The sequence below is a fragment of the Streptomyces sp. NPDC059477 genome (assembly GCF_042749375.1).
Classification (GTDB): domain Bacteria; phylum Actinomycetota; class Actinomycetes; order Streptomycetales; family Streptomycetaceae; genus Streptomyces.
Window position 1 is genome coordinate 1 of the sequence record NZ_JBHYUG010000074.1, and the last position, 26,496, is coordinate 26,496.

The 26,496-nt window shown below is 71.4% G+C and carries 25 protein-coding genes and 1 riboswitch; of the genes, 15 read left to right on the plus strand and 10 right to left on the minus strand.

The features are described from left to right. The first annotated feature begins 154 nt into the window (after positions 1–154). From tsf to ACFXAZ_RS29075, 11 genes are all read left to right on the plus strand, one after another. Positions 155–991, plus strand: a complete 837-nt coding sequence (gene tsf / locus ACFXAZ_RS29025) for a translation elongation factor Ts (protein WP_384597186.1) — start codon at positions 155–157, stop codon at positions 989–991. 215 nt (positions 992–1,206) lie between these two features. After that, positions 1,207–1,968 carry a UMP kinase gene (gene pyrH, locus ACFXAZ_RS29030; RefSeq protein WP_382690127.1) on the plus strand — a complete coding sequence of 254 codons (762 nt, stop codon included), beginning with the start codon at positions 1,207–1,209 and terminating at the stop codon, positions 1,966–1,968. A 151-nt stretch (positions 1,969–2,119) separates the two neighbouring features. After that, positions 2,120–2,677, plus strand: a complete 558-nt coding sequence (gene frr, locus ACFXAZ_RS29035; RefSeq protein ID WP_382689918.1) for a ribosome recycling factor — start codon at positions 2,120–2,122, stop codon at positions 2,675–2,677. Beyond that, positions 2,677–3,933, plus strand: coding sequence for a phosphatidate cytidylyltransferase (locus ACFXAZ_RS29040; RefSeq protein WP_384597189.1), 1,257 nt, complete (start codon positions 2,677–2,679; stop codon positions 3,931–3,933). Before frr ends, ACFXAZ_RS29040 begins: the two co-directional genes overlap by 1 nt. A 119-nt stretch (positions 3,934–4,052) precedes the next feature. After that, positions 4,053–4,751 (plus strand): hypothetical protein, encoded by a 699-nt coding sequence (locus ACFXAZ_RS29045; RefSeq protein ID WP_384597191.1) that lies wholly within the window; start codon positions 4,053–4,055, stop codon positions 4,749–4,751. Positions 4,752–4,830: 79 nt separating this feature from the next. Beyond that, positions 4,831–5,937, plus strand: coding sequence for a 23S rRNA (adenine(2503)-C(2))-methyltransferase RlmN (rlmN, locus tag ACFXAZ_RS29050; RefSeq protein WP_382689924.1), 1,107 nt, complete (start codon positions 4,831–4,833; stop codon positions 5,935–5,937). Positions 5,938–5,995: 58 nt separating this feature from the next. Next, a riboswitch (TPP riboswitch) is annotated at positions 5,996–6,116 on the plus strand. Positions 6,117–6,194: 78 nt separating this feature from the next. Continuing rightward, positions 6,195–7,277 carry a thiamine ABC transporter substrate binding subunit gene (locus ACFXAZ_RS29055; RefSeq protein ID WP_384597193.1) on the plus strand — a complete coding sequence of 361 codons (1,083 nt, stop codon included), beginning with the start codon at positions 6,195–6,197 and terminating at the stop codon, positions 7,275–7,277. Between the two features lie 59 nt (positions 7,278–7,336). Beyond that, the gene (locus ACFXAZ_RS29060; protein ID WP_384597246.1) at positions 7,337–8,938 is read left to right on the plus strand and encodes an ABC transporter permease; all 1,602 of its coding nucleotides are present in this window, start codon (positions 7,337–7,339) and stop codon (positions 8,936–8,938) included. A 2-nt stretch (positions 8,939–8,940) separates the two neighbouring features. Beyond that, complete coding sequence (locus ACFXAZ_RS29065; protein WP_384597195.1) at positions 8,941–9,972, plus strand: ABC transporter ATP-binding protein; 1,032 nt, start codon at positions 8,941–8,943, stop codon at positions 9,970–9,972. Positions 9,973–10,100: 128 nt separating this feature from the next. Next, entirely contained in the window at positions 10,101–10,901 is an 801-nt protein-coding gene (locus ACFXAZ_RS29070; protein ID WP_384597197.1) for a maleylpyruvate isomerase family mycothiol-dependent enzyme, read from the plus strand. Beyond that, positions 10,898–11,740 carry a GNAT family N-acetyltransferase gene (locus tag ACFXAZ_RS29075; protein ID WP_384597199.1) on the plus strand — a complete coding sequence of 281 codons (843 nt, stop codon included), beginning with the start codon at positions 10,898–10,900 and terminating at the stop codon, positions 11,738–11,740. The genes ACFXAZ_RS29070 and ACFXAZ_RS29075 overlap by 4 nt, the downstream gene beginning before the upstream one ends. A 128-nt stretch (positions 11,741–11,868) precedes the next feature. Here the strand turns inward: ACFXAZ_RS29075 and ACFXAZ_RS29080 are convergent, their stop codons facing one another. The 6 genes from ACFXAZ_RS29080 to ACFXAZ_RS29105 all read right to left on the minus strand — a co-directional run bounded on the left by ACFXAZ_RS29080 (position 11,869) and on the right by ACFXAZ_RS29105 (position 17,549). Next, the gene (locus ACFXAZ_RS29080) at positions 11,869–12,579 is read right to left on the minus strand and encodes an LAETG motif-containing sortase-dependent surface protein (protein WP_384597201.1); all 711 of its coding nucleotides are present in this window, start codon (positions 12,577–12,579) and stop codon (positions 11,869–11,871) included. 187 nt (positions 12,580–12,766) lie between these two features. Continuing rightward, entirely contained in the window at positions 12,767–13,174 is a 408-nt protein-coding gene (locus ACFXAZ_RS29085; protein WP_384597203.1) for a VOC family protein, read from the minus strand. Positions 13,175–13,295: 121 nt separating this feature from the next. Then, on the minus strand, positions 13,296–14,657 hold the full coding sequence (locus tag ACFXAZ_RS29090) for a hypothetical protein (RefSeq protein ID WP_384597205.1): 1,362 nt from the start codon (positions 14,655–14,657) through the stop codon (positions 13,296–13,298). Then, a complete protein-coding gene (locus tag ACFXAZ_RS29095) occupies positions 14,639–15,382 on the minus strand; it encodes an ABC transporter ATP-binding protein (protein ID WP_384597207.1) in 744 nt (247 codons plus the stop codon). Before ACFXAZ_RS29095 ends, ACFXAZ_RS29090 begins: the two co-directional genes overlap by 19 nt. Before the next feature lie 275 nt (positions 15,383–15,657). Then, complete coding sequence (locus ACFXAZ_RS29100) at positions 15,658–17,022, minus strand: aspartate aminotransferase family protein (RefSeq protein ID WP_384597209.1); 1,365 nt, start codon at positions 17,020–17,022, stop codon at positions 15,658–15,660. Between the two features lie 20 nt (positions 17,023–17,042). Continuing rightward, positions 17,043–17,549: an Lrp/AsnC family transcriptional regulator gene (locus ACFXAZ_RS29105; protein WP_384597211.1), complete on the minus strand. Its 507-nt coding sequence runs from the start codon at positions 17,547–17,549 to the stop codon at positions 17,043–17,045. Positions 17,550–17,737: 188 nt separating this feature from the next. Between ACFXAZ_RS29105 and ACFXAZ_RS29110 the strand changes: the two genes are divergently transcribed. Next, complete coding sequence (locus ACFXAZ_RS29110; protein ID WP_384597213.1) at positions 17,738–19,174, plus strand: gamma-aminobutyraldehyde dehydrogenase; 1,437 nt, start codon at positions 17,738–17,740, stop codon at positions 19,172–19,174. 200 nt (positions 19,175–19,374) lie between these two features. Then, positions 19,375–20,562, plus strand: a complete 1,188-nt coding sequence (locus tag ACFXAZ_RS29115; protein ID WP_384597215.1) for a spermidine/putrescine ABC transporter substrate-binding protein — start codon at positions 19,375–19,377, stop codon at positions 20,560–20,562. A gap of 31 nt (positions 20,563–20,593) precedes the next feature. On the opposite strand, the gene ACFXAZ_RS29120 is transcribed toward ACFXAZ_RS29115, so the two are convergent. Then, positions 20,594–21,274, minus strand: coding sequence for a rhomboid-like protein (locus ACFXAZ_RS29120; RefSeq protein ID WP_384597217.1), 681 nt, complete (start codon positions 21,272–21,274; stop codon positions 20,594–20,596). Positions 21,275–21,393: 119 nt separating this feature from the next. Here ACFXAZ_RS29120 and ACFXAZ_RS29125 point away from each other — a divergent pair, with 119 nt between their 5' ends. Then, on the plus strand, positions 21,394–22,566 hold the full coding sequence (locus ACFXAZ_RS29125) for a DUF5954 family protein (RefSeq protein WP_384597219.1): 1,173 nt from the start codon (positions 21,394–21,396) through the stop codon (positions 22,564–22,566). A 29-nt stretch (positions 22,567–22,595) separates the two neighbouring features. Here ACFXAZ_RS29125 and ACFXAZ_RS29130 read toward each other — a convergent pair whose 3' ends face one another. Together ACFXAZ_RS29130 and ACFXAZ_RS29135 are read right to left on the minus strand one after the other, a co-directional pair. Continuing rightward, positions 22,596–23,606, minus strand: coding sequence for a phosphotransferase family protein (locus ACFXAZ_RS29130; RefSeq protein WP_384597221.1), 1,011 nt, complete (start codon positions 23,604–23,606; stop codon positions 22,596–22,598). A 133-nt stretch (positions 23,607–23,739) separates the two neighbouring features. Beyond that, positions 23,740–24,741: a helix-turn-helix domain-containing protein gene (locus tag ACFXAZ_RS29135; protein ID WP_384597223.1), complete on the minus strand. Its 1,002-nt coding sequence runs from the start codon at positions 24,739–24,741 to the stop codon at positions 23,740–23,742. A gap of 178 nt (positions 24,742–24,919) precedes the next feature. On the opposite strand from ACFXAZ_RS29135, the gene ACFXAZ_RS29140 reads away from it, so the two are divergent. Then, a complete protein-coding gene (locus tag ACFXAZ_RS29140) occupies positions 24,920–25,465 on the plus strand; it encodes a peptidase inhibitor family I36 protein (RefSeq protein ID WP_384597225.1) in 546 nt (181 codons plus the stop codon). Here the strand turns inward: ACFXAZ_RS29140 and ACFXAZ_RS29145 are convergent. Further along, positions 25,462–26,349, minus strand: a complete 888-nt coding sequence (locus ACFXAZ_RS29145) for a LysR family transcriptional regulator (protein WP_384597227.1) — start codon at positions 26,347–26,349, stop codon at positions 25,462–25,464. The two genes, ACFXAZ_RS29140 and ACFXAZ_RS29145, sit on opposite strands and share 4 nt — an antisense overlap. Positions 26,350–26,496 lie beyond the last annotated feature (147 nt).

Genomic DNA, 26,496 nt, shown 5'->3' on the forward strand with positions numbered 1-26,496 from the left:
GGGACATTCACACCCCCCCCCGCCTTCACCCCGGTGCTCCCCGCGCCGCGCCCGGCCCCCCCGGGGGGGTTGGGGGGGCCGGCGCGCCCCGCCGATCTTCGATCTTCCAGAGTTCGAGAAGATCTCCCAGACTTCGAGAAAGACTCACAGACTCATGGCGAACTACACCGCCGCCGACGTCAAGAAGCTCCGTGAGCTGACCGGCGCCGGCATGATGGACTGCAAGAAGGCGCTCGACGAGGCCGACGGCGACGTCGAGAAGGCCGTCGAGGCGCTGCGTATCAAGGGCCAGAAGGGCGTCGCCAAGCGCGAGGGCCGCTCCGCCGAGAACGGCGCCGTGGTCTCGATCATCGCCGACGACAACTCCTCCGGCGTCCTGGTCGAGCTGAAGTGCGAGACGGACTTCGTCGCCAAGGGCGAGAAGTTCCAGGCCGTCGCCCAGGCCATCGCCGAGCACGTCGCCGAGACCTCCCCGGCCGACCTCGCGGCGCTGCTCGCCTCCGAGATCGAGGCCGGCAAGACCGTACAGGCGTACGTCGACGAGGCCAACGCCAACCTCGGCGAGAAGATCGTCCTGGACCGCTTCGCGCAGTTCTCCGACGGCTTCGTCGCCTCCTACATGCACCGCACCATGCCCGACCTGCCCCCGCAGATCGGTGTCCTGGTCGAGCTGGACAAGCCGAACGCCGAGACCGCCCGCGGCGTCGCGCAGCACATCGCCGCCTTCGCGCCGAAGTACCTCTCCAAGGAGGACGTGCCGGCCGACGTCGTCGAGAACGAGCGCCGGATCGCCGAGGAGACCACCCGCGCCGAGGGCAAGCCCGAGGCCGCGATCGCCAAGATCGTCGAGGGTCGGGTCAACGGCTTCTTCAAGGAGGCCACCCTGCTCGGCCAGGCGTACGCGCTCGACCCCAAGAAGTCGGTCCAGAAGGTTCTGGACGAGGCCGGTGTCACCCTGAAGCGCTTCACGCGCATCAAGGTCGGCATCTGAGTCGTACCGCGTCCGTAACCGCGATCGACGCGCGATCCCCGGCGGAATCCCGCTAGGGTCGAACGCAGTCGTCCGCGCCACCCGCGCACTGCGTCCCGCACGCGCGCGTGGCGGACGACGGCAGATCTGACGAGGAGGCCATTGCCGCGCATGGGAGCCACAACCCCCCACCGGCAATGGCCTTCTTGGTATGTGCACCACGTGAAAGAGGCGGGATTTCGATGACCAAGGCCCACAAGAACGACGACGGCAAAGTACGCGGCCGGTTTCTGCTGAAGCTGTCCGGAGAGGCGTTCGCCGGCGGTGGCGGCCTGGGCGTCGACCCGGACGTGGTCCACGCCATCGCCCGCGAGATCGCGGCCGTCGTCCGTGACGGCGCCCAGATCGCGGTCGTCCTCGGCGGCGGCAACTTCTTCCGCGGCGCCGAACTCCAGCAGCGCGGCATGGACCGGGCCCGCTCCGACTACATGGGCATGCTGGGCACGGTGATGAACTGCCTCGCCCTCCAGGACTTCCTGGAGAAGGAGGGCATCCAGTCCCGGGTGCAGACCGCCATCACCATGGGACAGGTCGCCGAGCCCTACATCCCGCTGCGGGCCGTGCGGCACCTGGAGAAGGGCCGGGTGGTGATCTTCGGCGCCGGTATGGGCATGCCGTACTTCTCCACCGACACCACCGCCGCGCAGCGCGCCCTGGAGATCGACGCCGAAGCACTGCTGATGGGCAAGAACGGCGTGGACGGGGTCTATGACTCCGACCCGAAGACCAACCCCGACGCGGTCAAGTTCGACGCCCTCGGCTACGGCGAGGTCATCACCCGCGACCTCCGGGTCGCCGACGCCACCGCCATCACCCTGTGCCGCGACAACAAGCTGCCGATCCTCGTCTTCGAGATGCTGACCGAGGGAAACATCGCGCGCGCCGTCAAGGGTGAGAAGATCGGCACAGTGGTGGGCGACGAGGACAGCCGGGCCTGACCGGGGGACGGTCCCCGACCGAGGACGGACCCTGACCGGGGGATGGACAATGGTCTGACGGTCGGGAACCGTGCAGTAACAAGACGCGACGCAGCCGGCCGCCCTCTCCGCAGACGCAGCCGGGCCGACTCACAACACGCAGGAGCAAGTGGTGATCGAAGAGACCCTCCTCGAAGCCGAGGAGAAGATGGAGAAGGCCGTCGTGGTCGCCAAGGAGGACTTCGCCGCGATCCGCACCGGCCGTGCGCACCCGGCGATGTTCAACAAGATCGTGGCCGACTACTACGGGGCGCCGACCCCGATCAACCAGCTGGCTTCGTTCGCCGTGCCGGAGCCGCGGATGGCGGTCGTCACCCCGTTCGACAAGACCGCCCTGCGCAACATCGAGCAGGCGATCCGTGACTCCGACCTGGGTGTCAACCCGAGCAACGACGGCAACATCATCCGGGTGGTGTTCCCCGAGCTGACCGAGGAGCGCCGCCGCGAGTACATCAAGGTCGCCAAGGGCAAGGGCGAGGACGCCAAGGTGTCCATCCGCTCGGTCCGCCGCAAGGCCAAGGACGCCATCGACAAGCTGATCAAGGACGGCGACGTCGGCGAGGACGAGGGCCGCCGCGCGGAGAAGGAACTCGACGACACCACCGCCAAGTACGTCGCCCAGGTGGACGAGCTTCTCAAGCACAAGGAAGCGGAGCTGCTCGAAGTCTGATGAACGACTCTTCCTGGGGGGTGCCGCCCGGGGCCGGGCAGACCGGGTACTGGGGGCCCACCGAGCACGGACCTGTCCAAGGGGCTGCCCCGGCGGGTCCCGCGTACGATGCGCAGCAGGCGCAGCACACTCGCCCCATGCCCATCGTGCCCGACCTGCCCGCCTATGGCGGGGACCAGGACCATCAGGACCGGGGGACCGCTCGGCCGGGCGGCCCCCTGCTCCATGACCAGGCGTTCTCCGACCAGGCGCTGTCCCATCGAGCGCTGTCCCATCAGGCATTTCCCGACCAGGCGTTCCCCGACCAGACGTTTGCTGACCACACGTTCCCTGACCGGACGTTCCGCGACGAGACCCCGTCGGCGCAGCCCCGTGCGGAGGTGCCGCAGAATCCGGAGCCCATGCCCGACGCCCCGCAGCCGGCACCCGCACCGCAGAAGAAGAACGCGGGCCGGGACCTGGGTGCGGCCATAGGCGTCGGGGTCGGGCTCGGCGCGGTCATCGTCGCCTCGCTGTTCTTCGTCAAGGCCGCGTTCATCGGGGTGATAGCGGTCGCCGTGGTCGTCGGGCTGTGGGAGCTGACCCGGCGCCTGGACGAGCGCAAGGGCATCAAGGCGCCGCTGGTGCCGCTCGCGGTCGGCGGCGCGGCGATGGTCGTCGCCGGATACGCGCGGGGCGCCGAGGGCGCCTGGGTCGCCATGGCGCTCACCGCCCTCGCGGTGCTGGTCTGGCGGATGACCGAACCGCCGGAGGGCTATCTCAAGGACGTCACGGCGGGCGTCTTCGCCGCCTTCTACGTGCCGTTCCTGGCCACCTTCGTCGCCATGATGCTGACCGCCGACGACGGCCCGCAGCGCGTCCTGACGTTCCTGCTGCTCACCGTCGTCAGCGACACCGGGGCGTACGCGATCGGCTGGCGGTTCGGCAAGCACAAGCTCGCGCCGCGGATCAGTCCCGGCAAGACCCGCGAGGGCCTGCTGGGCGCGGTCGCCTTCGCGATGGCGGCCGGCGCGCTGTGCATGGAGTTCCTGATCGACGGCGGCACCTGGTGGCAGGGTCTGCTGCTGGGGCTCGCGGTCGCCGCCACGGCCACGCTGGGCGACCTCGGCGAGTCCATGATCAAGCGGGACCTCGGCATCAAGGACATGGGCACGCTCCTGCCGGGCCACGGCGGGATCATGGACCGGCTGGACTCGCTGCTGCCGACGGCGCCGGTGGTGTGGCTGCTGATGGTGGTGTTCGTCGGCTCCGGCTGACCCCCGCCCCGCCCGCGCACTGAGTGAACGTTTGCTCCCACTGCTCGCCACCACCCCTTCCGTACCTATGATCACGGCGTGCGACGCCGGGGTCGAAGGAACGGAAGGGGTGGAGTCGTATGTGGGCACGGCGGCGGGCCGTGAAGCAGGAGCGGCTGGAGCGGGAGGCGGCGAAGGCCGTCGAGACGCTCGGGGCGGGCGTCCGCTCGACCCTGGCCTCGGCGGACGAGGGGCATCAGGCACTGCTGGAGCTGCGCGAGGGGCTGGCCCGGGAACTGGCCGACCTGGAGGCGATGCTCGGCCGTCGCGACGGGCTCCCGGTCGACATGGTCCGCTCCCGGCTCTCCTCGGCCGCCGATGTCTTCGCCCGGCTCGACGACCTCTCCGCGCGGTACACGGCGGTACGGACGCAGGTCGTCGCCGTGGACCAGAGAGACACGACCGTGCTCCTGCCGCTGCTCGAAGAGCTGGTCGAGTACGTCGAGGGCATGGCCGGGACCGGCGAGGCGGCGATCGGTGCCGTCGAGGGCGTGGAGCAGCTGCGCCGGCGGCTGGAGCAGGTACGCGCCGACCTGATCCCGGTGCGTGAACGCGTCCATGCCGGTCTCCGCGCCGCGGGCGGGGAACTGGAGGCGAGCCGGGGCGCCCCCGGCTGGTACGGCCGCGAGGCCGCGCTCGCCGCCCTCGGTGACCGGCTGGCGGCGCTGGACGAGGGCCGGGTGCGGCCGACCGCCGAGCACCGGACGACGGACCTGTACCGGGAATTCGAGCGCGAGCTGGCCGAGCTGCGCGACGAGATCGCCCAAGGGCGGCCCTGACCTGCGAAGACGTCTGCCCGGTGGAGTTATCCACAGGGCCGGCGGAGGGGGTCCGTGAGTCTGCGACACTGGTACGGCCATGCCTAATCCCGGAGAACTCACCTTTGTCGCGCCGCGCGGAGCCAAGAAGCCGCCGCGGCATCTCGCCGATCTCTCGCCCGCCGAGCGCAAGGAGGCGGTGGCCGGAATCGGGGAGAAGCCGTTCCGTGCCAAGCAGCTCTCGCAGCACTACTTCGCGCGGTACGCGCACGACCCCGCCGAGTGGACGGACATCCCGGCCGGCGCCCGGGAGCGGCTGCGGGACGCGCTGCTGCCGGAGCTGATGACCGTCGTGCGTCATCTGTCGACGGACCAGGGGACGACCCGCAAGACGCTGTGGCGGCTGTTCGACGGGACGCTCGTGGAGTCGGTGCTGATGCGGTACCCGGACCGGGTGACCATGTGCATCAGCTCGCAGGCCGGGTGCGGGATGAACTGCCCGTTCTGCGCGACCGGGCAGGCGGGGCTCGACCGGAACCTGTCCACCGCCGAGATCGTGCACCAGATCGTGGACGGCATGCGGGCGCTCAGGGACGGGGAGGTGCCCGGAGGGCCCGCCCGGCTGTCCAACATCGTCTTCATGGGGATGGGCGAGCCGCTCGCCAACTACAAGCGGGTCGTCGGGGCCATCCGCGCGCTGACCGATCCGGCGCCCGACGGGGTGGGGCTCTCGCAGCGCGGGATCACCGTGTCGACGGTCGGGCTGGTGCCCGCCATCCACCGGTTCTCCGACGAGGGCTTCAAGTGCCGGCTCGCCATCTCGCTGCACGCGCCCGATGACGAGCTGCGGGACACGCTGGTGCCGGTGAACACGCGGTGGAAGGTGCGGGAGGTGCTGGACGCCGGGTTCGCCTACGCGGAGCGGTCCGGGCGGCGGCTGTCCATCGAGTACGCGCTGATCCGGGACATCAACGACCAGGCGTGGCGTGGCGACCGGCTCGGGCGGCTGCTCAAGGGGCGGCCCGTGCATGTGAACCTGATCCCGCTGAATCCGACACCGGGCTCCAAGTGGACCGCGTCCCGGCCCGAGGACGAGAAGGCGTTCGTGGAGGCCATCGCCGCCCATGGGGTGCCGGTGACCGTCCGGGACACCCGTGGTCAGGAGATCGACGGGGCGTGCGGTCAGCTCGCGGCCACCGAGCGGTAGTCTGACGCCGTACACCCGTACATAAGTTCATACTCGTACATATCTTCATACACATCTTCATATCCGGCAGGGGAGCGCCACAGCGCTGAGAGTGCGGCAGCCGATGCATATCGGTGGGCCGCAGACCCTCTGAACCTCGCCCAGGTCATTCTGGGTAGGGAGATCGGTCGTCACTCATGCTGTTGCGCCCTGCCCGGGAGCCGTGGAAGGTCCCGGGCAGGGCCGCGTCTCTTCCTGGTCACCCAGGAGGACATTCAGTGGGCAACACCAAGCAGATAACCGCCGTGCTCGTCGGGTTCGGGCTGATCACGCTGTCCGCGTGCGGCTCGTCGTCCGACAGCGGAAGCGACGGCGGGGACTCCAGGACGGTCACACTCGTCAGCCACAACTCATGGGCCGTGTCCAAGGAAGTCCTCGCCGACTTCGAGCAGCGGTCCGGGTACACGGTCAAGGTCCTGGAGGACGGCGACGCCGGCACGGCCGTCAACAAGGCGATCCTCACCAAGGACAACCCGCAGGGCGATGTCTTCTTCGGCGTCGACAACACCCTGCTCTCCCGGGCCCTGGACAACGGGCTGTTCCAGTCGTACGAGGCCAAGGGCGCCGACACCGTCCAGGCCGCCTACCGGGCCGACGAGGCCGAGCACCGGGTCACGCCTATCGACAGCGGGGACATCTGCGTCAACTACGACAAGGCGTACTTCAGCGAGAAGAAGCTGGCGCCGCCGAAGACGTTCGAGGATCTGATCAAGCCCGCCTACAAGGACCTGCTGGTCACCGAGAACGCCTCCACCTCCTCGCCCGGCCTCGGCTTTCTGCTCGGCACGGCCGCCGCCTACGGGGACGACGGCTGGCAGGACTACTGGAAGAAGCTGAGCGACAACGGCGTCAAGGTCGTCGACAGCTGGGAGCAGGCGTACAACGAGGAGTTCTCCGGCTCGGCCGGGGGCAAGGAGGCCAAGGGGGACCGGCCGCTGGTCGTGTCGTACGCCTCCTCGCCGCCCGTGGAGGTCGTCTACGCCGATCCGCAGCCCGCGGACGCGCCCACCGGGGTCGCCGACGGGACCTGCTTCCGGCAGGTCGAGTACGCGGGGCTGCTGAGCAACGCCGGGAATCCGGAGGGCGGCAAGGCGCTGCTGGACTTCATGCTCAGCAAGGAGTTCCAGCAGGACATGCCGCTGAACATGTTCGTCTACCCGGTGGTCGAGGGCGCCCAGGTGCCCGAGGTGTTCGCCCGGTACGGGCCCCAGGTCAAGGACCCGCAGACCCTGGACCCGGCGAAGATCGCCGACCACCGTGACGAGTGGGTCAAGTCGTGGACCTCGCTCGTACTGAAGTAACCCCCCGGAGCCGCAACCGCAGCCAGAGCCGGAGCAGGGGTCTGGTGCGGGGCGGGCTGCTGGTGGTGCCCGTCGCGTTCTTCGGCGTCTTCTTCGCCTACCCCGTCGCCGCGATCCTCCTGCGGGGGCTCAAGGCCGACGGGGTCTGGCGGGTGGGGCGGCTGTGGGAGGTGCTGGGGCAGCCGGACATCCGGCATGTGCTGTGGTTCACCACCTGGCAGGCGCTGGCCTCGACCGCGCTGACCCTGCTGATCGCGCTGCCCGGCGCGTATGTCTTCGCGCGCTTCGACTTCCCCGGCAAGCAGGCGCTGCGGGCGGTGGTGACCGTGCCGTTCGTGCTGCCGACCGTCGTGGTCGGCACGGCGTTCCTGGCGCTGCTCGGGCGCGGCGGGCTGCTGGACGAGTGGTGGGGCGTACGGCTGGACACCACCGTGTGGGCGATCCTGCTCGCGCATCTCTTCTTCAACTACGCGGTCGTCGTACGGACCGTGGGCGGGTTGTGGGGGCAACTGGACCCCCGGCAGGAGGAGGCCGCGCGGATGCTCGGCGCCTCGCCGTTCGCCGCGTGGCGGCGGGTCACCCTTCCGGCGCTCGGGCCCGCCGTGGCCGCCGCCGCGCTGATGGTCTTCCTGTTCACCTTCACCTCCTTCGGGGTGGTGCAGATCCTCGGCGGGCCGACCTTCGCCACCCTGGAGGTGGAGATCTACCGGCAGACCTCGGAGATCTTCGACCTGTCCACGGCGGCCGTCCTGACGGTCGTCCAGTTCCTCGCCGTGGGCGCGATCCTCGCCGTGCACGCGTGGACCGTACGGCGGCGGGAGAGCGCGCTGCGGCTGGTGGACGCGTCCCTGACGGCCCGGCGCCCGCGCGGGGCGGGGCAGTGGGCGCTGCTGGCCGGTGTCCTGCTCTCCATCGCCGTCCTGCTGGTGCTGCCGCTGGGCGTGCTGGTGCGGCGGTCGCTGGAAGGGGCCGGGTTCTCCTACTACCGGGCGCTGACCTCGTCCGAGTCCCAGGTGTTCCTCGTCCCGCCGATCGAGGCGATCGGGAACTCGCTGACGTACGCGCTCGTCGCCACCGCCATCGCCCTGCTGGTCGGCTCCCTCGCGGCGGCGGCGCTGGCGCGGCGGGACGCGGGGCGCCTCGTACGGGGGTTCGACGCGCTGTTGATGCTGCCGCTCGGGGTGTCCGCGGTGACCGTGGGCTTCGGGTTCCTGATCGCGCTGGACGAGCCGCCGCTGGATCTGCGCGCGACCTGGATCCTGGTGCCGCTCGCCCAGGCACTGGTGGGGGTCCCCTTCGTCGTACGGACCATGCTGCCGGTGCTGCGGGCGGTGGACGGGCGGCTCCGGGAGGCGGCGGCGGTGCTCGGGGCGTCGCCGTGGCGGGTGTGGCGGGAGGTCGATCTGCCGCTGGTGCGGCGGGCGGCGCTGGTCGCGGCGGGGTTCGCGTTCGCGGTGTCGCTGGGGGAGTTCGGGGCGACGGTGTTCATCGCGCGGCCGGACGATCCGACGCTGCCGGTGGCGGTCGCCAAGCTGATCGGGCGGCCCGGGGAGCTGAACTACGGCCAGGCGATGGCCCTTTCGACGATTCTGATGGTGGTGTGCGCGGTGTCGCTGCTGGTGCTGGAGCGGCTGCGCACGGACCGGACCGGGGAGTTCTAGCGATGCTGCTGTCCCTTGAGGACGCGACGGTACGGCTCGGGGGCCGGGCCGTGCTCGATACGGTCGGCCTCGCCGTCGAGGAGCACGAGACCGTGTGTGTGCTCGGGCCGAGCGGGAGCGGGAAGTCGACGCTGCTGCGCGCGGTCGCCGGGTTGCAGGCGCTGGACGGCGGCCGGGTGCTGCTGGACGGGCGGGACCAGGCGCGGGTGCCCGCGCACCGGCGGGAGATCGGGCTGATGTTCCAGGACCATCAGCTGTTCCCGCAGCGGGACGTGGGCGGCAATGTGGCGTTCGGGCCCCGGATGCGGGGGGCGTCGCGGGACGAACAGCGGGCCCGGGTGGCGGAGCTGCTGGACCTGGTCGGGCTGCCGGGGGCCGCGGGCCGGGCGGTGGCCGAGCTGTCCGGCGGCGAACAGCAGCGGGTCGCGCTGGCGCGGGCGCTGGCGCCGAGCCCCCGGCTGCTGATGCTGGACGAGCCCCTCGGGCAACTGGACCGGTCACTGCGGGAGCGGCTGGTGGTGGAGTTGCGCGAGCTGTTCGGGCGGCTCGGGACGACCGTGCTGGCCGTGACGCACGACCAGGGCGAGGCGTTCGCGCTGGCCGACCGGGTGGTGGTGATGCGGGACGGACGGATCGCCCAGACCGGGACGCCGCTTGAGGTGTGGCAGCGGCCCGCCGACGCCTTCGTCGCGCGGTTCCTCGGCTTCGACAATGTGGTCCCGGCGACGGTGAGCGGGCAGGTCGCGGACACCGCCTGGGGGAAACTGCCGGTGCCCGCGGGGGCGGCCCAGGGGGCGGTGGAGGTGCTGGTGCGGCCGGGCGGGGTGCGGCTGGTCGGCGCCGGGGAGGGGCTGCCGTGTCGCGTGGCGGCGCGGACCTTCAAGGGCACGCATGTCGCCGTACGGCTGCGGCCGGAGGGGAGCGCGCCGGATCTGGAGGCGGCGTGCGCGCTGCGGGACGCGCCCGAGGTGGGGGCGGTGGTGGAGGTGGAGTTCGACGCGGCGGAGGTGGTGGTGCTGGGGGCGGGGGGCTGACCGTAGGGGGTGTGGGGGTGGCCGTGCGGCTGGCTTCGCGGGGTTGGGCGTAGCCGTGGCGGTGGGCTGCGGCGGCGGGCCGTAAATCGTGGTGCCGGGGCGAAGGCGCTGGTCATAGGGTGCGGGGCATGACACTGCTCGCGTACGACCGCTACTGCGACGAGATCGCCCTTCAGGTACGGCAGTTCACGGACCTGGTGACCGCGCCCGGTACGGAGCTGGCCGCCACCGTGCCGACGTGCCCCGACTGGACGCTGGAGGAACTGACCCGGCACATGGGCGAGGCGCTGCGCTGGGTCGAGGTGACCGTGCGGACCCGGGCGAGCGCGGAGGTGCCCGCGGAGCGGGTGCCCGACGCTGCCGGGCCCGCGGCGCGGGGGGACGCGGCGACGCTGGGGGAGTGGTTCGCGCGGGGCGGGGAGTCCGTCGTACGGACCCTGCGCGAGGCGGGGCCCGACGCGGTGGTGTGGGGGTGGGCGGGGGTGCACACGGCCGCGTTCTGGGCGCGGCGGATGACCCATGAGATCACCGTGCACCGGGCGGACGCGGCGCTGGCGGCGGGGGTGCCGTACGAGGTGGCGGGGGAGGTCGCGGCCGACGCGATCGACGAGTGGCTGGAGATCGTGACGTTCGTGCAGCGCAACGATCCGCATGACGCGGCGCGTGAGCTGCGCGGCGGCGACGGCCGGAGCATCCATCTGCACGCCACCGACACGGCGGCCCCGAACGCCGAGTGGGTGATCGAACTGGCGCCCGGCGGGGTGGTCTGGCGGCGGGGGCACGAGAAGGCGAGCGTGGCGCTGCGGGGGCCGCTGACGGAGGTGATGCTCGCGTTCTACCGGCGGGCGCCGCTGGAGGGCGGTGCGGTGGAGGTCGTGGGGGAGCGGGACGTGCTGGACTACTGGCTGGAGAGGGCGACATTCGGATGAGCTGGCGGCTTGCGAGCGGTATCGATGAGTTTCTGGAGCGGACGGGGGACTTTCTGCGGTCGCGCCCCGGGCTGCACACCACGGCCCTGACGGTGACCGAGAAGATGCGGGTCGAGGGCGCGGACGGGGCCGTGCTGGGCTGGCTGGAGGCGGGGGGTGAGGTGCGCGGCGTCTACTACCGGATCTCCGCGGACCGTGGGGTCTCGGTCACGCCCCTCGCACCCGAGCACACCGACACCCTCGCCGACCATCTGATCGGGCTCGGGCAGTACGTTCCCGCGGTCACCGCCGAGCGGGCCACCGCCGTGGCCTTCGCCGAGGCCTGGCGGCAGCGGACCGGGGCGGCGTCGACGCTCCGGGTCGAGCTGGGGCTGTACCGGCTCGGCACGCTCACACCGCCCGACCCCTTCCCGGCGGGACGGGCACGGCCGGTGGGCGAGGCGGACCACGAGCACCTCATGCAGTGGTGCCGGGAACTCGCGGCCTACTTCGAGGAGGACGTCACCATCAACGCCGAGACCTGGGCCAGTACCCGCTTCGGCGAGAAGCACTACACCTACTGGGAGACCCCGGACGGCACGACCGTCTCCATGGCGGGCGCGAACCCGCTGATCGGCGGTCAGGTCCGGATCGACCCCGTCTACACCCCGGCCGCTCTGCGCGGCCGGGGCTACGGGGCCGCCGCGACCGTGACGGTGAGCCAGGCGGCCCTCGACGCGGGCGCCGAGGACGTCGTGCTGTACACCAACCTGGCCAACCCGACCAGCAACGCGCTCTATCAGCGGCTGGGTTATCGGTTGCTGGCGGAGGTCGCGGTGTACGACTTCGCGCGGGCGTGATCGTCGGCTGTACCTGATGCCCGCGGCCCGTCCCCGGTGGTGCTGGGGCGGGCCGCGGGTTCACGGTGTCAAGGCCGTACGCGGTCAGCGCACGGGCCTTACGGGGTCAGCGCACGGGCCGTACGGGGTCAGCGGCCCTCGCCGGTCCCCCGGCGGCGGAAGCCGAGGAAGACGGAACCGCCGCCGACCACGACCAGTGCCCCGGCGATGCCCGCGATCATGCCGGTGCTGGAACTGGCGCCGGTCTCCGCGAGGTTGGACTCACCGGCCGCGGGGGAGGGCGCGTTGCTCACCGACTCGGCCGGTGCGGGAGCGCTGCTGCTCCCCTCCGGAGCGGACGGCGTCGGCGTCTGGGCCGGTGTCTGGGTCGGCGTCGGCGTCGCGGACTCCGACTCGGCCGGCGGGGTGGACTCCGGCGGGGTCGGGGTCGGGGTGTCCGTCCGGCACGCGGTGGACGGCGTGACCAGGTTCGGCTTGATGTCCTCGTCGACCTGGTCGCCGGCCTTGACGTGGACGCGGTACTCCGCGTTCGGCTGCCAGTCCTCCTCGAAGGTGATGGTCACGCCCTCGCGGGAGCCCTTCACCTCCTGGCTGCCGACCAGCCTTTCGTCGGCGCCGTTGTTCTCCAGGTAGACCGTGACCGTGGCGGAAACGCCCGTCGGGTCCTTGTCCGTGACGGTGATGACACCCTTGCTGCCGTCGCAGATCGCGGCGGCGGAGAACTCGCTGATGTCACACGCGAGCGCGTTGCCCGCGGCGCTGAGCGCGAGTGCGGCCGAGGCGGCGGCGACACCGAGGGCACGCACGGAACTCCGTGCGGTGCGGCGGGATATGGACACGTTTGTCCTTACGGGAGCTGAAAATGCGGGGGGTTGAGGGAGCCGCCGTGCAGACGGCGCCCCGTGAGGCTCCTAGCTCTATAAGCGTCCCGTAAGGAGCGTCAATCCCCCTGTCCGTTTGATCCACCCTCTTTTCGATGTCTTTGCTGAGCCCGATGTTTGGGTGGGTGCGCGGGAGGCGGCGGGCTCAGCCCTCCACGGCCGCCGGGTCCATCCAGACGATTTCCCAGGTGTGCCCGTCGAGGTCGTCGAAGGCGCGGCCGTACATGAAGCCCTGGTCCTGGGTCTCGCCGGTGGCGGTGCCGCCCGCCGCGAGTGCCCTGTCGACCAGCTCGTCGACCTTCTCGCGGCTCTCGGCGCTCAGCGCGACCAGGACCTCGCTGGTCCGCGTCGCGTCCGCGATCTCCTTCTTGGTGAACGTCCCGTAGAACTCCTGGGTGAGGAGCATCGCCACGATCGTGTCGCTGATCACCACGGAGGCGGTGTTGTCATCGCTGAACCGGGGGTTGATCGTGTAGCCCAGCTCGGTGAAGAACTTCTTCGAGGCGTCGAGGTCGCTCACGGGCAGGTTCACGAAGATCATCTGCTGGTACATGCGGGTCTCTCCCATCGGTGATGTCGCGTTCGGTGTTGTCGCGTTCGGTGGGGTAGACCCGGGTGGAGCGGAGAACTCATCGCCGGGCGCCGGTCCTTTTTCGATTCAGTTCGACCGGCCGTCACGGCAGCAAGGGCTGCGCCGCCAGCTGGGCCACCACCAGGGTGAGCGGTCCGAACAGTGCCAGCAGGGCGCCCGCCCGCAGGGCCGCCGCGCTGCGCAGGGTGGCGGCCGGGGCGCCGAGCCGCAGCAGCGCGGCCGTGGTGTCGGCGCGGGCGTGCCGGGCCTCGACGGCGGCCGTGCACAGCGTGGCCAGGGTGCAGCCCGCCACCAGCAGCGCCCCGAGGGTGGCGAGCGGGCCGAAGACCGGTTCGTCCGCGCCGCCGGGGCCGCGCAGGGCGGCCGTCGCGAACCCCGCCGACGCGACCGCGCAGACCACGCCGAGCGGCCGGCCGATCCGGCCCGCCTCCGCCATCAGCACCCGGCCCGCCAGCAGCCGCAGCGCGCCGGGCCGACCGGCCTGGAGCAGCCGCCCGCACAGATGGGTCAGACCGGGTCCGGCCAGGGCCAGCCCCACGGCCGTCAGCGTCCAGCCGACCAGCACACTGACCGGCCCGGCCGCGAGCCCGCCGGGCAGACTGGCCGCGTCGGCGCCGGGGGTGACCCGGGTGGCGTACGCCTCCACCGCGAGCCCCGCCGCGAGCACGGCGACGCCCCAGGGGAGGCCCGTGGGCGCCTTGTCGGGCGCGGGGACCTGGCCGGTTTCGCGGGCCGTCGGCCGCGGGGTGCCGGGAGGGCCGTCCGGGTCCGTCCCGGGCGCCTCCGCAGCCGCCTCGGCTTCCGCGGCCCGTGCGGCCTGCGCGGCGTGTGCGGCCTGTGCGGCGTGTACGACCTGCGCGGCCTGCGCGGTCTGTGCCGTGGCCGTCCGGCGCTCGTACCACCAGTTCCGGGCCCTGCGCCGCGCGGCCCCCGGCTCACGCGGGCGCAGGACGAGCGCCGTCGTGAGGGAGGCGGCCACGGGGACCACGGTGAGCAGGGTGAGCGCGGCGGGCAGCGGCAGGGGCCGGCCGGCGGCGAGGACGTCGGCCGCGGCGCCGTCGAACGGCATGCCGGTCAGATCCCCGCGCAGATGCAGGAAGAAGAGCAGGGCCACCATCGAGCCCAGCACGGTCGACAGGGCGGTGGTGGTCGCCGAGACCGCCATCAGCCGGGCCGGGCCCAGGCCGATCGCGGAGAGCCCGGGACGCGGCCGGGTGCCCGGGTCGGTACGGGCCACCGCCACCGCGAACTGCACGGTCGCGGCGATCGGCACCAGGCACCAGGCCAGCCGCAGCGCCGACCCGGTCGCGTTGCCCGGGTGGCTCATGGCGTGGCCGAGGATGCACAGCAGCAGGAAACCGGTACCGCCGGAGGCCGCCGCGACCAGCAGCCGGCGCAACTGGACGGCCGGGCGGCCGGCCCGGCTCAGACGGACAGCGAGCACGCGGCCCGGCCCTCCTCCGCCTCGGCGACCGGCGGCAGATGGACCGTGCGCACCCGCCGCCCGTCCAGCAGCGCGATGGTCCGGTCGGCGAGCGCGGCGGTCTCGGCGTCGTGCGTGGCCAGCAGCACGGTGATGCCGTGCGAGCGGGCGGCCGTGGTGAGGGTGCGCAGCACATGGGCGCGGTCGGCGCGGTGCAGCGGCGCGGTCGGCTCGTCGGCGAACAGCACCGAGGGCGCGGGCGCGAGGGCGCGCGCGATACAGGCGCGCTGCCGCTCGGCCTGCTTGAGCTGGTACGGGTACTTGCGCGCCCGGTCACCGATGTCGAGCCGCTCCAGCCACTCCAGGGCAGCGGTCTTGGCCCGGCGCCGGCTGGTGCCGCGCAGCATCAGCGGCAGCGCGGCGTTCTCCCAGACGGTCAGCTCCGGTACGAGGACGGGGGCCGGGTCGATCCAGCCGAACCGGTCGCGGCGCAGCCGTTCCCGGGCCAGCGGGCCCATGGTGTGCACGGGGACGCTGTTGAACCAGACCTCGCCCTGCCGGGGCCGGGCCAGTCCGGACAGACAGCGCAGCAAGGAGGTCTTGCCGCTGCCGCGCGGGCCGCCGACGGCGAGGATCTCGCCCTCCTGGACGCCGAGCGAGACCCCGCTGAGCGCGGGGGAGCCGTCGTCGTGGGTGAAGTGCAGGGAGCGGGCCCAGAGCACATCGTTGTCCGGCGGGGCCTCCATGGGCGTACACCTCAGTTCGGATCGTCCGGGTTTCCGGGTCTCCCGTGGCCGTCTCCCCCGGGCGGGGGGAAGGAGGGCTGGGCCGATCGGTCACTGGGCACGCTAGGTACTGCGCGCGGCGGGGCCGGACAGCACGCGGCCCCGGGCCGCCGTTTCTCACTCGAACGGACGGCACCGGGGCCGGAAATGATCATCCAGAAGGAAGATCACAAGCCATGCGGTCGTGCCACTGCCTGTGCCTCTGCCATGTCTCTGCCACAGGCGGTGGCCGTGGCCTACAGCTTGGTCCACGCCTCCGTGAGGGTGGCGCGCAGGATCTGCTCGATCTCGTCGAAGGTCGACTGGTCGGCGATCAGCGGCGGGGCGAGCTGGACGACCGGGTCGCCGCGGTCGTCGGCCCGGCAGTACAGGCCGTTGTCGTACAGCGCCTTGGACAGGAAGCCGTACAGGACGCGCTCGGTCTCCTCGTCGTCGAACGACTCCTTGGTGACCTTGTCCTTCACCAGCTCGATGCCGTAGAAGTAGCCGTTGCCGCGGACGTCGCCGACGATCGGCAGGTCGTGCAGCTTCTCCAGGGTGGACTTGAACGCCCCCTCGTTGTCCAGCACGTGCTGGGTGAGGTTCTCCCGCTCGAACAGGTCGAGGTTGGCGAGGGCCACCGCGGCCGATACGGGGTGACCACCGAAGGTGTAGCCGTGCAGGAAGGTGTTGTCGCCCTGGTAGAACGGCTCGGCGAGCTTGTCGGAGACGATGCACGCGCCGATCGGGGAGTAGCCCGAGGTCATGCCCTTGGCGCAGGTGATCATGTCCGGTACGTAGCCGAACTTGTCGCAGGCGAAGAGCGTGCCGAGCCGGCCGAAGGCGCAGATGACCTCGTCCGAGACCAGCAGCACGTCGTACTGGTCGCAGATCTCGCGCACCCGCTGGAAGTAGCCGGGCGGGGGCGGGAAGCAGCCGCCCGCGTTCTGCACCGGCTCCAGGAAGACGGCGGCGACCGTCTCCGGGCCCTCGAACAGGATCTCCTGCTCGATCTGGTCGGCGGCCCAGCGGCCGAAGGCCTCGGGGTCGTCGCCGTGGATCGGGGCGCGGTAGATGTTGGTGTTGGGCACCTTGTGCGCGCCCGGCACCAGCGGCTCGAAGGGGGCCTTGAGGGCCGGCAGGCCGGTGATCGACAGGGCGCCCTGCGGGGTGCCGTGGTAGGCGACCGCGCGGGAGATGACCTTGTACTTGGTGTGCTGGCCCTTGAGCTTGAAGTACTGCTTGGCCAGCTTCCAGGCGGTCTCGACGGCCTCGCCGCCACCGGTGGTGAAGAAGACCTTGTTCAGGTCGCCGGGCGCGTGGTGCGCGAGGCGCTCGGCCAGCTCGACGGCCTTCGGGTGGGCGTAGGACCACACCGGGAAGAACGCCAGTTCCTGCGCCTGCTTGGACGCGGCCTCGGCGAGTTCGACCCGGCCGTGACCGGCCTGGACCACGAACAGACCGGCCAGACCGTCGAGGTAGCGCTTGCCCTTGTCGTCGTAGATGTAGGTGCCCTCACCCCGCACGATCGTGGGGACGGGGGAGTTCTCGTAGGACGACATGCGGGTGAAGTGCATCCACAGGTGGTCGTACGCGCTCTTGCTGAGGTCCTTGGTGCTCACGGTTATCGGGTCCTCACGGGTTATCGGGTTCCCCACATATAGGTCTGCTTCTTGAGCTTCAGATAGACGAAACTCTCGGTGGAGCGCACGCCGGGGATGGCCCGGATGCGTCGGTTGATGACGTCGAGCAGGTGGTCGTCGTCCTCGCAGACGATCTCCACCATCAGGTCGAACGAGCCCGCGGTCATCACCACGTACTCGCACTCGGGCATGCCCGTCAGCGCGTCGGCCACGGACTCCACATCGCCCTCGACGTTGATGCCGACCATCGCCTGCCGGCGGAAACCCACGGTGAGCGGGTCCGTGACGGCGACGATCTGCATCACGCCCTGGTCGAGCAGCTTCTGGACGCGCTGGCGCACGGCCGCCTCGGACAGGCCCACGGCCTTGCCGATCGCGGCGTACGGCCGCCGGCCCTCCTCCTGGAGCTGCTCGATGATGGCGAGGGAGACATCGTCCAGGGTGGGACTGCCGTTCCCGGTTCTGGACTGACTGGAGCCCCTGGGCTCTGCGCTTCGACTGGCCACGCAGCTCACTGTGCCCGAGGTCTCGACCGTTTAGCAAGAGCTGCGCAATGAATTTCGTTGATTATGGGGTCCCAGTGTGCGGATTTCGCAGATCTGGCGCGGCGAGGGGTGTTGAAACCGTCGGCATTCCGATTAGTCTGGGTGTCTCAGCCATTGGACATGGGACACCGACACTTGGAGGGCCGGCAGTGAGCACCGAGCTGCGTCGTCTGCGCAACTACATCGACGGAGAGTTCCGGGACGCCGCCGACGGGCGGACCACCGAGGTGGTGAACCCTGCCACCGGCGAGGCGTACGCGACCGCCCCGCTGTCCGGACCGGCCGACGTCGACGCCGCCATGGCCGCCGCCGCGGCGGCGTTCCCGGCGTGGCGGGACACCACCCCGGCCGAGCGGCAGAAGGCCCTCCTGAAGATCGCGGACCTCGTCGAGGAGCGCGCCGAGGAGCTGATCGCCGCCGAGGTGGAGAACACGGGCAAGCCCATCGGGCTGACCCGCACCGAGGAGATCCCGCCGATGGTCGACCAGATCCGCTTCTTCGCGGGCGCGGCGCGGATGCTGGAGGGCCGCTCGGCCGGTGAGTACATGGAGGGGATGACCTCGATCATCCGCCGTGAGCCGGTCGGCGTCTGCGCGCAGGTCGCGCCCTGGAACTACCCGATGATGATGGCCGTGTGGAAGTTCGCCCCGGCCCTCGCCGCGGGCAACACGGTCGTCCTCAAGCCCTCGGACACCACCCCCGCCTCCACCGTCCTGCTCGCCGAGATCATCGGCTCGGTCGTGCCCAAGGGTGTCTTCAACGTCATCACGGGCGACCGTGACACCGGGCGCCTGATGGTCGAGCACCCCACCCCGGCGATGGCCTCCATCACCGGTTCGGTGCGGGCCGGTGTCTCCGTCGCCGAGTCCGCCGCGAAGGATGTCAAGCGGGTCCACCTGGAGCTGGGCGGCAAGGCGCCGGTCGTCGTCTTCGAGGACGTCGACATCGCCAAGGCCGTCGAGGACATCTCCGTCGCGGGCTTCTTCAACGCGGGCCAGGACTGTACGGCCGCGACCCGGGTGCTGGTCCAGGAGTCCATCCACGACGAGTTCGTGGCCGCGCTCGCGAAGGCCGCCGCCGAGACGAAGACCGGGCAGCCGGATGACGAGGACGTGCTGTACGGGCCGCTGAACAACCCGAACCAGCTGCGGCAGGTCTCCGGCTTCATCGAGCGGCTGCCCGCGCACGCCAAGGTGCAGGCCGGTGGCCACCGGGTCGGTGAGATCGGGTACTTCTACGCGCCGACCGTGGTGTCCGGGCTGAAGCAGGACGACGAGATCATCCAGAACGAGGTGTTCGGGCCGGTCATCACCGTCCAGTCCTTCTCCGACGAGGCGCAGGCCGTTCAGTGGGCGAACGGGGTGGAGTACGCGCTGGCGTCCTCCGTGTGGACGAAGGATCACGGGCGCGCGATGCGGATGTCCAAGGTGCTGGACTTCGGGTGCGTGTGGATCAATACGCATATTCCTCTCGTGGCGGAGATGCCGCACGGGGGGTTCAAGAAGTCGGGGTACGGCAAGGACCTTTCCGGCTATGGGTTTGATGACTACACGCGGATCAAGCATGTGATGACTTCTTTGGACTGATGGTCCAAGGGGTGGGGTGGCTGCTCTTTCGCGGGGGGCTGCGGGACCGTTGTGGCTGGTCGCGCCCCCGCGGCGGAGCCGCATATCGATACAGCCCCGCGCCCCTATCGGGGCGCCTTCGACAACGTGTCTTTGACGGCCCCCTCGGCTTGACATTGCGTCTGTTGTTCGGGGGCTGGGTCTGGGCGCATGCTGCGGGGATGCTGGCTATGAATGCTTCCGGGGTGTCCCGTCGGAGTCTGCTGCGAGGGCTTGGTGGGGGTGTTGCCCTTGGGGCGCTCGCCGGGTGCGGGGTGCCCGCCGCCTATGTGGCGGCCGGGGACCGGAGCGGGGCCGATCGGTCCGAGCAGGACCGGCGGCTGGTGTTCGCCAACTGGCCGCTGTACATCGACACCGACGACGAGGACGCCACCAGGCGGCCGACACTGGACGCGTTCGAGAAGCGGACCGGGATCTCCGTCGACTATGTCGAGGAGATCAACGACAACGACGAGTTCTTCGGCAAGATCAGCCCGTCCCTGATGAACCACCAGGCCACCGACCGCGATCTGATCGTCATCAGCGACTGGATGTGCGCCCGGTTCGTACGGCTGGGCTGGGTGCAGGAGATGGACCGCGCCCGCCAGCCCAATGTGACCCGGTACCTCGATCCCCTGCTGCGCTCGCCCGCCTTCGACCCCGGCCGCAAGTACACCGTGCCCTGGCAGTCCGGGATCACCGGCATCGCCTACAACCGGCGCCGGGTGGGGCGGGAGATCCGTCAGGTGTCGGACCTGTGGGAGAGCGACCTCAAGGGCCGGGTGACGCTGCTGTCCGGGCTGGACGAGGCGTTCGCGCTGCTGATGCTGGGCAATGGCGTGGACATCACCAAGTGGACCGCCGACGACTTCCACCAGATCTGCGACCAGGTCGACCGGCAGGTCCGCAGCGGCCAGATCCGCCGCTTCACCGGCAACGACTACATCAAGGACCTCTCCAGCGGGGACGTCCTCGCCTGCCAGGCGTACTCCGGCGACGTCATCCAGCTCCAGGCCGACGACCCCGACATCGAGTTCGTCGTCCCCGAGGAGGGCGCCGAACTGTGGGCCGAGTCCCTGATGATCCCCAACCTCGCCGCCCACAAGGCCAACGCCGAACAGCTCATCGACTACTACTACGAGCCCGAGGTCGCCGCCGAGCTGGCCGCGTGGGTCAACTATGTGTGCCCGGTCCCGGCCGCCCGTGACATCCTCGCCTCCTCCAAGGACGAGGAACTCGCCGCCCTCGCCGAGGACCCGCTGATCTTCCCCGACGACGTCATGCGCGAGCGGCTGTCCATCGCCCGGGACATCACCTCGCAGGAGCGGGTGGAGTTCGGGAAGCGGTGGAACGCGATCGCGGGGTTGTGACGACGGGGGTTCCCTGGGTGGCCGTCCGTGGTCACTTCTCCTTCTGCCGTCGGCCCTGCTTCCAGTGGCGCAGGCTCGCCGCCGGGTTCCAGGCCGGGGCCCGGCCCCAGGTCACCGGGTAGCAGGCCAGCCCGATGAGGACGGCCGTGAAGTGGCCCACGTCGGTGAAGGTGCGGCTGGTGAACAGCGGGGGCGTGAACACCGCCAGGACGCCGGCCAGATACACATACCGCCACGGGGCGGTGATCCGGTACGTCAGCACCGCGACCACACCCGCCAGCGCGTAGCTCACCCCGATGTCGAGGGTGTTCACGGCGGAGTGCGGTGCCAGGCCCTGGCGGATCGCCCAGGCCAGGGTGGCCTGGCTGATGTAGGTGGCCAGGACGTGCGCGGTGAACGCCACCAGCAGCCAGCGCGCGGTGCCCAGCCAGCGTTCGGCCTGCGCGTGGAAGACGCTGTACAGCACCGCGTACGACAGCCAGCCGCCGCCGTCGATCCACAGCGCGCTGGAGATCAGGACCCGCACCGGGTTGGTCCTCAGCTCGTGGATGTTCGTGGACCGCTGCCGCAGGAAGTCGGTCTCGAAGTCCGGCGACATGTGGTGCAGCAGGACCGTGGTGACGAGGAGGACGGCCAGCCAGATGTAGGTACCGGGCGCGCTGCGCACGTACGCGACCACGTACCGGCCCGCGCGCCGGAGCTGCCTTCGCATGTCCCGATTCACCCACGCGGTACCGCCGGGGCGGGGGACCGACACCCCGGGCGGGTGGTCCGGGGGCGGGAATCGGGAAAATCGTGAATAGCGGCTGCCGCGCTCGGCAGGATGAGGGTATGGGGTATGGGCACAGTGGCAAGGAAAGCGGCAAGGACACCGGCGGCGACAACGCGAGGGGTCAGGACGGGCAGATGTGGCCGATCGTGGTGCGGCAGCCGCAGGATCCGGTCGAGGCGGTCATGGAGGCCGACGCCTACGACGCCTCGCTGAACGTGCGGACGATGCTGGTGCGGGGACCCCTGTTCGGGGTGGCCGCGCAGGACGCCGGGCAGGCACCGCGCTGGCGGGTGGTGATCCCGGTCGCCGCTGGCTTTCCGCAGGAGGCCCGGGACAGCCTCAACTCACGGCTGTGGGACCGGGCGCGGAACGAGGCCAGGAACCAGGAGGAGCGGCGGGCGCTGCTGGCGGCGGTCGACCGGCTGGAGCGCGAACGCGTCGACGAACTCACCGTGCTCGGGACCCGCTACCGGGTGGTGCGGGCCGAGGAGTACGCGGGTGAGGGGCCGGACGGCATAGAGCAGCCCCGGCCGACCGACCCGGAACCCGCCGACCCCGACTGGGAGCGGGCGACCAAGGAGCGGCGGGTCGACGCGGACCTGGTGCTGGACCCGGAGGAGCCCATCACCCCCGTACAGGCGGCGGAGCGGCTGATGCTGCGTGACCTGGAGTACACCGGGAAGCGGTTCCCCCAGCGGGTGCGCGACGAGTCGCGGCGGGCGCTGCGGACCCACCCCGATGTGCTGCTGATGCCGGCGGCGTTCCGGGTCGTGGAGGGGCGGATGCTGGAGAACGGGTCGGCGGGTGGCTGGCAGATGGGCGGCAGCCTGCACACCACCGCGCACGACGCCCGCCGGGCCCTGGACTTCTCCCTGACCTGGTTCGCGCCGCGCCAGCGGGGTCTGATCCCCTGGCAGACGGAGGCACCCATGGCCGACGCCCGTACGGTGTCCGCCGAGGGTGACGAACAGCTGGTCGGGAAGCTGGCCGAGTACGTCAGGGCCGCCGACCGGCTCCGGGCCGAGCGCGCCAACCAGGTCGAGATCGGGGACTGCGTCCACCGGATCTGCCGGGCCCGACGGCTGCTGCGCTGGGGCCCCGACGGTCCCGAGGGCCCGCGTCCGACCGACACCGAGTCCGACCCCCACCCGCCCAGCCGGATCCACCCCCGGATGGACGAGGACGGGGTCATTCACTACGACGAGGAAGGCGACGAGGGCGACGACGACTAGCGGCTGGGCGGTCCGGCGTCGCGCCGCCGCTATGTGATCCCGGTCAGGAGCGGCGCGTACAGGCCGCCGTCCCCCTCGGCGAACGCCGTGAGCAGGGCGGTGGCCGTGGCGCGGTCGTTCTCGTCGGGGTCCGTCGAGGCGAGGTCGTTCTCCAGGACCCAGGTTTCGAGCATGACGGCGTGACCGAGGAGCACGTCCGGGCCGCCCGCCTCGTCCAGCGAGGGCACGGCGATGCGTCGCACCGTGTCCTGGAGGAGGGCGTCCCGGTCTTCCCGGCTGTCCCGGCCGTCCCCGGTGGCCCGACCGTCTCGGTCGGCGGGGTCTTCGGGATCTCCGGGGGCGAAGGCCAGCTTGATCAGCTCGTTGAGGTCGATCGCCAGGGGCGCGACGACCGCGAACTCGAAGTCGAGCAGCGCGACGACCCGGCCCTCGTGCCACAGGGTGTTCGGCGGGCAGAGGTCGCCATGGTCGAGCACCTTGGGCGCCTTGGGCAGGGCGGTCCAGAAACGGTCGAGCACCCGCTCCAGGCCCCGGGCGTGGGCGCGGGTGAGGGCCCCCGCCGTGACCAGCCGGTCCAGGGCGGCCGTCGCCCGCGCCGGGCTCCCGGCGAAGAACGGCGACCGGGGGCGGACGTGCGGGGCGGCGGCGGTCACGTCGACGCGGTGGACGTGCCGGGCCCGTTCCCACATCTGCTCGATCGCGCGGGCGCGGGCCGGGGCGTCCAGCGACGGCCAGACCTCCTCAAGGCTCCGCCCGGGCACCCGCCGGGTCAGCACCCACTCGTGTCCCGCGCGGACCCCCGAGCGGACGACCGGGGGACAGCCGACCTCCGGCGGCAGCAGCCGTACCAGACGCTCCTCCCGGAGCAGACCCGCCGGTCCCGGCTCGCGGGCCACCCGTACCACCAGGTCCTCGCCCAGCCAGGTGGCATTGGTCCAGCCCCGGCCGCGCTCGGCGGCGCGGATGTCCGCCCCGTGCTCCCGGAGCACCGCCTCGGCCACGTGGTGGGGGACGGAGGTGCGGTCGGTGGCGTCTGTCACGGCGGGGACGGTAACAGGGGTGTGCGCGGGCGGACCAGTCATTTCGGGTGGGACGGGGGCGCGCTCTTCGCGGGCGTTCGCAGGGCCGACCGGGGCGGGTGGCCGGTGTGCGGGCGGCGGAGCCGGGTCCGGCTCACGCTCTGTCCGGCACCGGTGAGTTGGCGCGGAGCAGGGCCGCTCCCAGGGGCGTCAGGGTGTGCAGCACGCAGGTGGCGTGGCGTCGGCTGGTGACCAGGCCCGCGGCGCGCAGGGCGGCGGTGTGCTGGCTCGCGGAGGACGCGGAGACCCCGGCGGCGCGGGCCAGTTCGCCCGTGGTGGCCCCGAGGGCGACGGCCCGCAGGACGCCGGCGCGGGTGCGGCCCAGCAGGGCGGTCAGCGGGGCGCCGGAGGCCAGGTCGGCGGGGAGGGCGCAGGGGTACGGCTCATGGGTGAGCGGATAGAGCAGTACGGGGTCGAGGGTGGCGTCACCGAAGGCCACCGGGTTCCCCCAGCAGAAGTAGGACGGGATCAGCAGCAGTCCGCGGCCTTCGAGACGCAGATCGCGGTCCAGGGGGTAGAGCGCGTGCAGGACCGGGCGGCGCCAGTGCAGCGCGGGTCCCAGGTTGTGCAGGATGCCCTCGGCCCCGTGGCTCAGCACCGCGCGGGCGCGCGCGGCCCGTTCGGCGTCGATCCGGGCCTGGATACGGTCGCCGTAAGGGGCGATGACGGTGTCGTGATACGTGCGCAGCGCCCGGACCAGGTCCTTGCGGGTGTCCGGCTCGGCGAGGCGGGGCCCCCAGGCGGGCGCGCCGGTGGAGCGGTCGAGGAGGTTCAGCTCGTGCAGCACCCGGTGGCGCGGGGTGCCCAGGACGGCGTCCAGTCCGGCGTCGAGTCCCTCGACGCCCTCGACGGGGGTGAGGAAGTCGGGGAAGTAGGCGGCGCGCGGCATCAGGGGTAACAGGAACGTGCGCAGGGTGCGGCCGAAATCCGTCGTGTGCAGCCGGGTGCGGGCGGCGCGGTACCAGTCGGCGTGCGCCCAACGTCCGTGGCGGGTCTGGAGGCGGTGCAGGCTCGTACAGATCTCCCACAGCGGATCCGGCGCGGGCGCGAGCCGTGTCCGGTTCAGATCGGTGTCGGTGAAATGGATCCGGAGCATCCCTCTTTCCCTTCTGACCTGGGCTTTTCAGCCCAGACCACATTCCCTGGCTTGCCATGCTTGCGTCAGCCAAGCTCGGGTTCAACCCGGCGCGGGGGGCATCGCACGGAGGTTCGTGCCCTCCGGCGTACGAGGCGTCTCCCGCGTGTCGGGTGCCACCCCCACGGAAGGAATCACCATGGCTCTTCGATCCAGCCTCGTCACTCTCGCCACCCTCGCGACCGCCGGCCTGATGGGCGCCGCCCTGGCCATCGCCCCCGCCGCACAGGCCCAGCAGGCGGCCCCGGACTCCGGGCGGACCCTGGTCGCCGTACCGGCGTCGTCCGAGGCGCTCTCGTACGAGGTGTTCCCGTCCGGCGAGGTGTCGCTCGGCGCGGGGCAGGCCGCCGGGTTCGGCGCCACGCCCGGTGATGTCGGCACCCTGAAGTACTCCGACTGTCCGAGCGGTTACATCTGCTTCTGGTCCGAGCCGGGCGGCGAGGGGTTGCGCTGCTCGTGGAGTGCCGCGCTCAACCCGCGGGCCCGTGAGGCGTGCTCCTGGATGAACAACGGCACGACCACCAAGTCGGTCTACAACCGCACCAGCTACCGCTACCACTACTACCGGGCCTTCAACTACCAGGACCGCATCGGCAGCACCCTCTCCGGCGGTCAGGGCAACCTCGCCGGTACCTACACCATCGGCTCCCTGTGCCGCCACAACGCGAGCGGGTGCCCCAACTAGGACTCCGGGTACGCCGTCCGGACCAGGGCGATCAGTGCGCGGGCCGCCGCCGACGGGCGGCGGTTCGCCGCTGTCACCAGGGAGGTCACGAAGACCGGCTGCGGGTGGACCGGGCGCAGGGTGAGACCCCGGGAGCCGATGGCCAGCGAGCGGCTGAGGAAGGCGAAACCGAAGCCCGCGCGGACCAGTTCCACGACCGTCGGGATGTCGGCGACCTCGACCGCGACCACGCGGCGCAGGCCGGTCTCGCGGAAGATCTGGTCGACGCTGAGCCGGGTGCCCCAGCCGGTGGGGCAGTCGACGAACGGCTCACCGTCGAGTTCGGTGAGGTCGACTCTCTCGCGCTCCGCGAAGGGGTGGTCCTCCGGACAGGCCAGCAGCATGGGCTCGGACACCAGGTGATGGGCCGTCAGCCCCGGCGGGTAGTCGTGCGGCAGGGCCGCGAAGGCCAGATCCAGACGGCCGTCCAGGACCTGCGCGACCAGTTCCACGGAACCGCCCTGGGCCGCGCTCGGCACGATCCGGACCTGCGGGTGTTCCCGGTGGTAGCGGGTCAGCAGCCCGGCCAGGTCGATCATCGACATCGCGTGCATGATGCCGACCCGCACCGAGCCCCGTACCCCGCCCCGCACCGCGGCCACCGCGTCGCGGGCCGCCTCGGCGGCGGAGAGCACCGTGCGCGCCTCGGGCAGCAGGGCGTGTCCGGCGTCGGTCAGGGCCACGTGGTGCGTCGAGCGGTCGAACAGGCTGCTGCCCAGCTCCCGCTCCAGCGCGCGGATCGACACCGACAGCGCCGACTGCCCCAGATGCACCCGCGCCGCCGCCCGCGTGAAGCTCCGCTCCTCGGCGACCGCGACGAAGTGTTCCAGGTGACGCAGTTCCACGGTCCGCTCCCTCGCCGTCCCGGGGCACGGTGGATTGGTCATGCTCGTTGTCAATGACAGTCATCCGAATTCTTCGTTGGACAGCATAACCGCACGGCAGGACCCTGAAGAGGCAGGCCGTGACGACGACGCGCGGCGACGACTCTC

Coding starts and splice junctions, on each gene's coding strand:
- tsf (WP_384597186.1), top strand. CDS start 155: ATGGCGAACTACACCGCCGCCGACGTCAAGAAGCTCCGTGAGCTGACC.
- ACFXAZ_RS29040 (WP_384597189.1), top strand. CDS start 2,677: ATGAACGACTCTTCCTGGGGGGTGCCGCCCGGGGCCGGGCAGACCGGG.
- ACFXAZ_RS29045 (WP_384597191.1), top strand. CDS start 4,053: ATGTGGGCACGGCGGCGGGCCGTGAAGCAGGAGCGGCTGGAGCGGGAG.
- rlmN (WP_382689924.1), top strand. CDS start 4,831: ATGCCTAATCCCGGAGAACTCACCTTTGTCGCGCCGCGCGGAGCCAAG.
- ACFXAZ_RS29065 (WP_384597195.1), top strand. CDS start 8,941: ATGCTGCTGTCCCTTGAGGACGCGACGGTACGGCTCGGGGGCCGGGCC.
- ACFXAZ_RS29070 (WP_384597197.1), top strand. CDS start 10,101: ATGACACTGCTCGCGTACGACCGCTACTGCGACGAGATCGCCCTTCAG.
- ACFXAZ_RS29075 (WP_384597199.1), top strand. CDS start 10,898: ATGAGCTGGCGGCTTGCGAGCGGTATCGATGAGTTTCTGGAGCGGACG.
- ACFXAZ_RS29085 (WP_384597203.1), bottom strand. CDS start 13,174: ATGTACCAGCAGATGATCTTCGTGAACCTGCCCGTGAGCGACCTCGAC.
- ACFXAZ_RS29095 (WP_384597207.1), bottom strand. CDS start 15,382: ATGGAGGCCCCGCCGGACAACGATGTGCTCTGGGCCCGCTCCCTGCAC.
- ACFXAZ_RS29115 (WP_384597215.1), top strand. CDS start 19,375: ATGCTGGCTATGAATGCTTCCGGGGTGTCCCGTCGGAGTCTGCTGCGA.
- ACFXAZ_RS29120 (WP_384597217.1), bottom strand. CDS start 21,274: ATGCGAAGGCAGCTCCGGCGCGCGGGCCGGTACGTGGTCGCGTACGTG.
- ACFXAZ_RS29125 (WP_384597219.1), top strand. CDS start 21,394: ATGGGGTATGGGCACAGTGGCAAGGAAAGCGGCAAGGACACCGGCGGC.
- ACFXAZ_RS29135 (WP_384597223.1), bottom strand. CDS start 24,741: ATGCTCCGGATCCATTTCACCGACACCGATCTGAACCGGACACGGCTC.
- ACFXAZ_RS29140 (WP_384597225.1), top strand. CDS start 24,920: ATGGCTCTTCGATCCAGCCTCGTCACTCTCGCCACCCTCGCGACCGCC.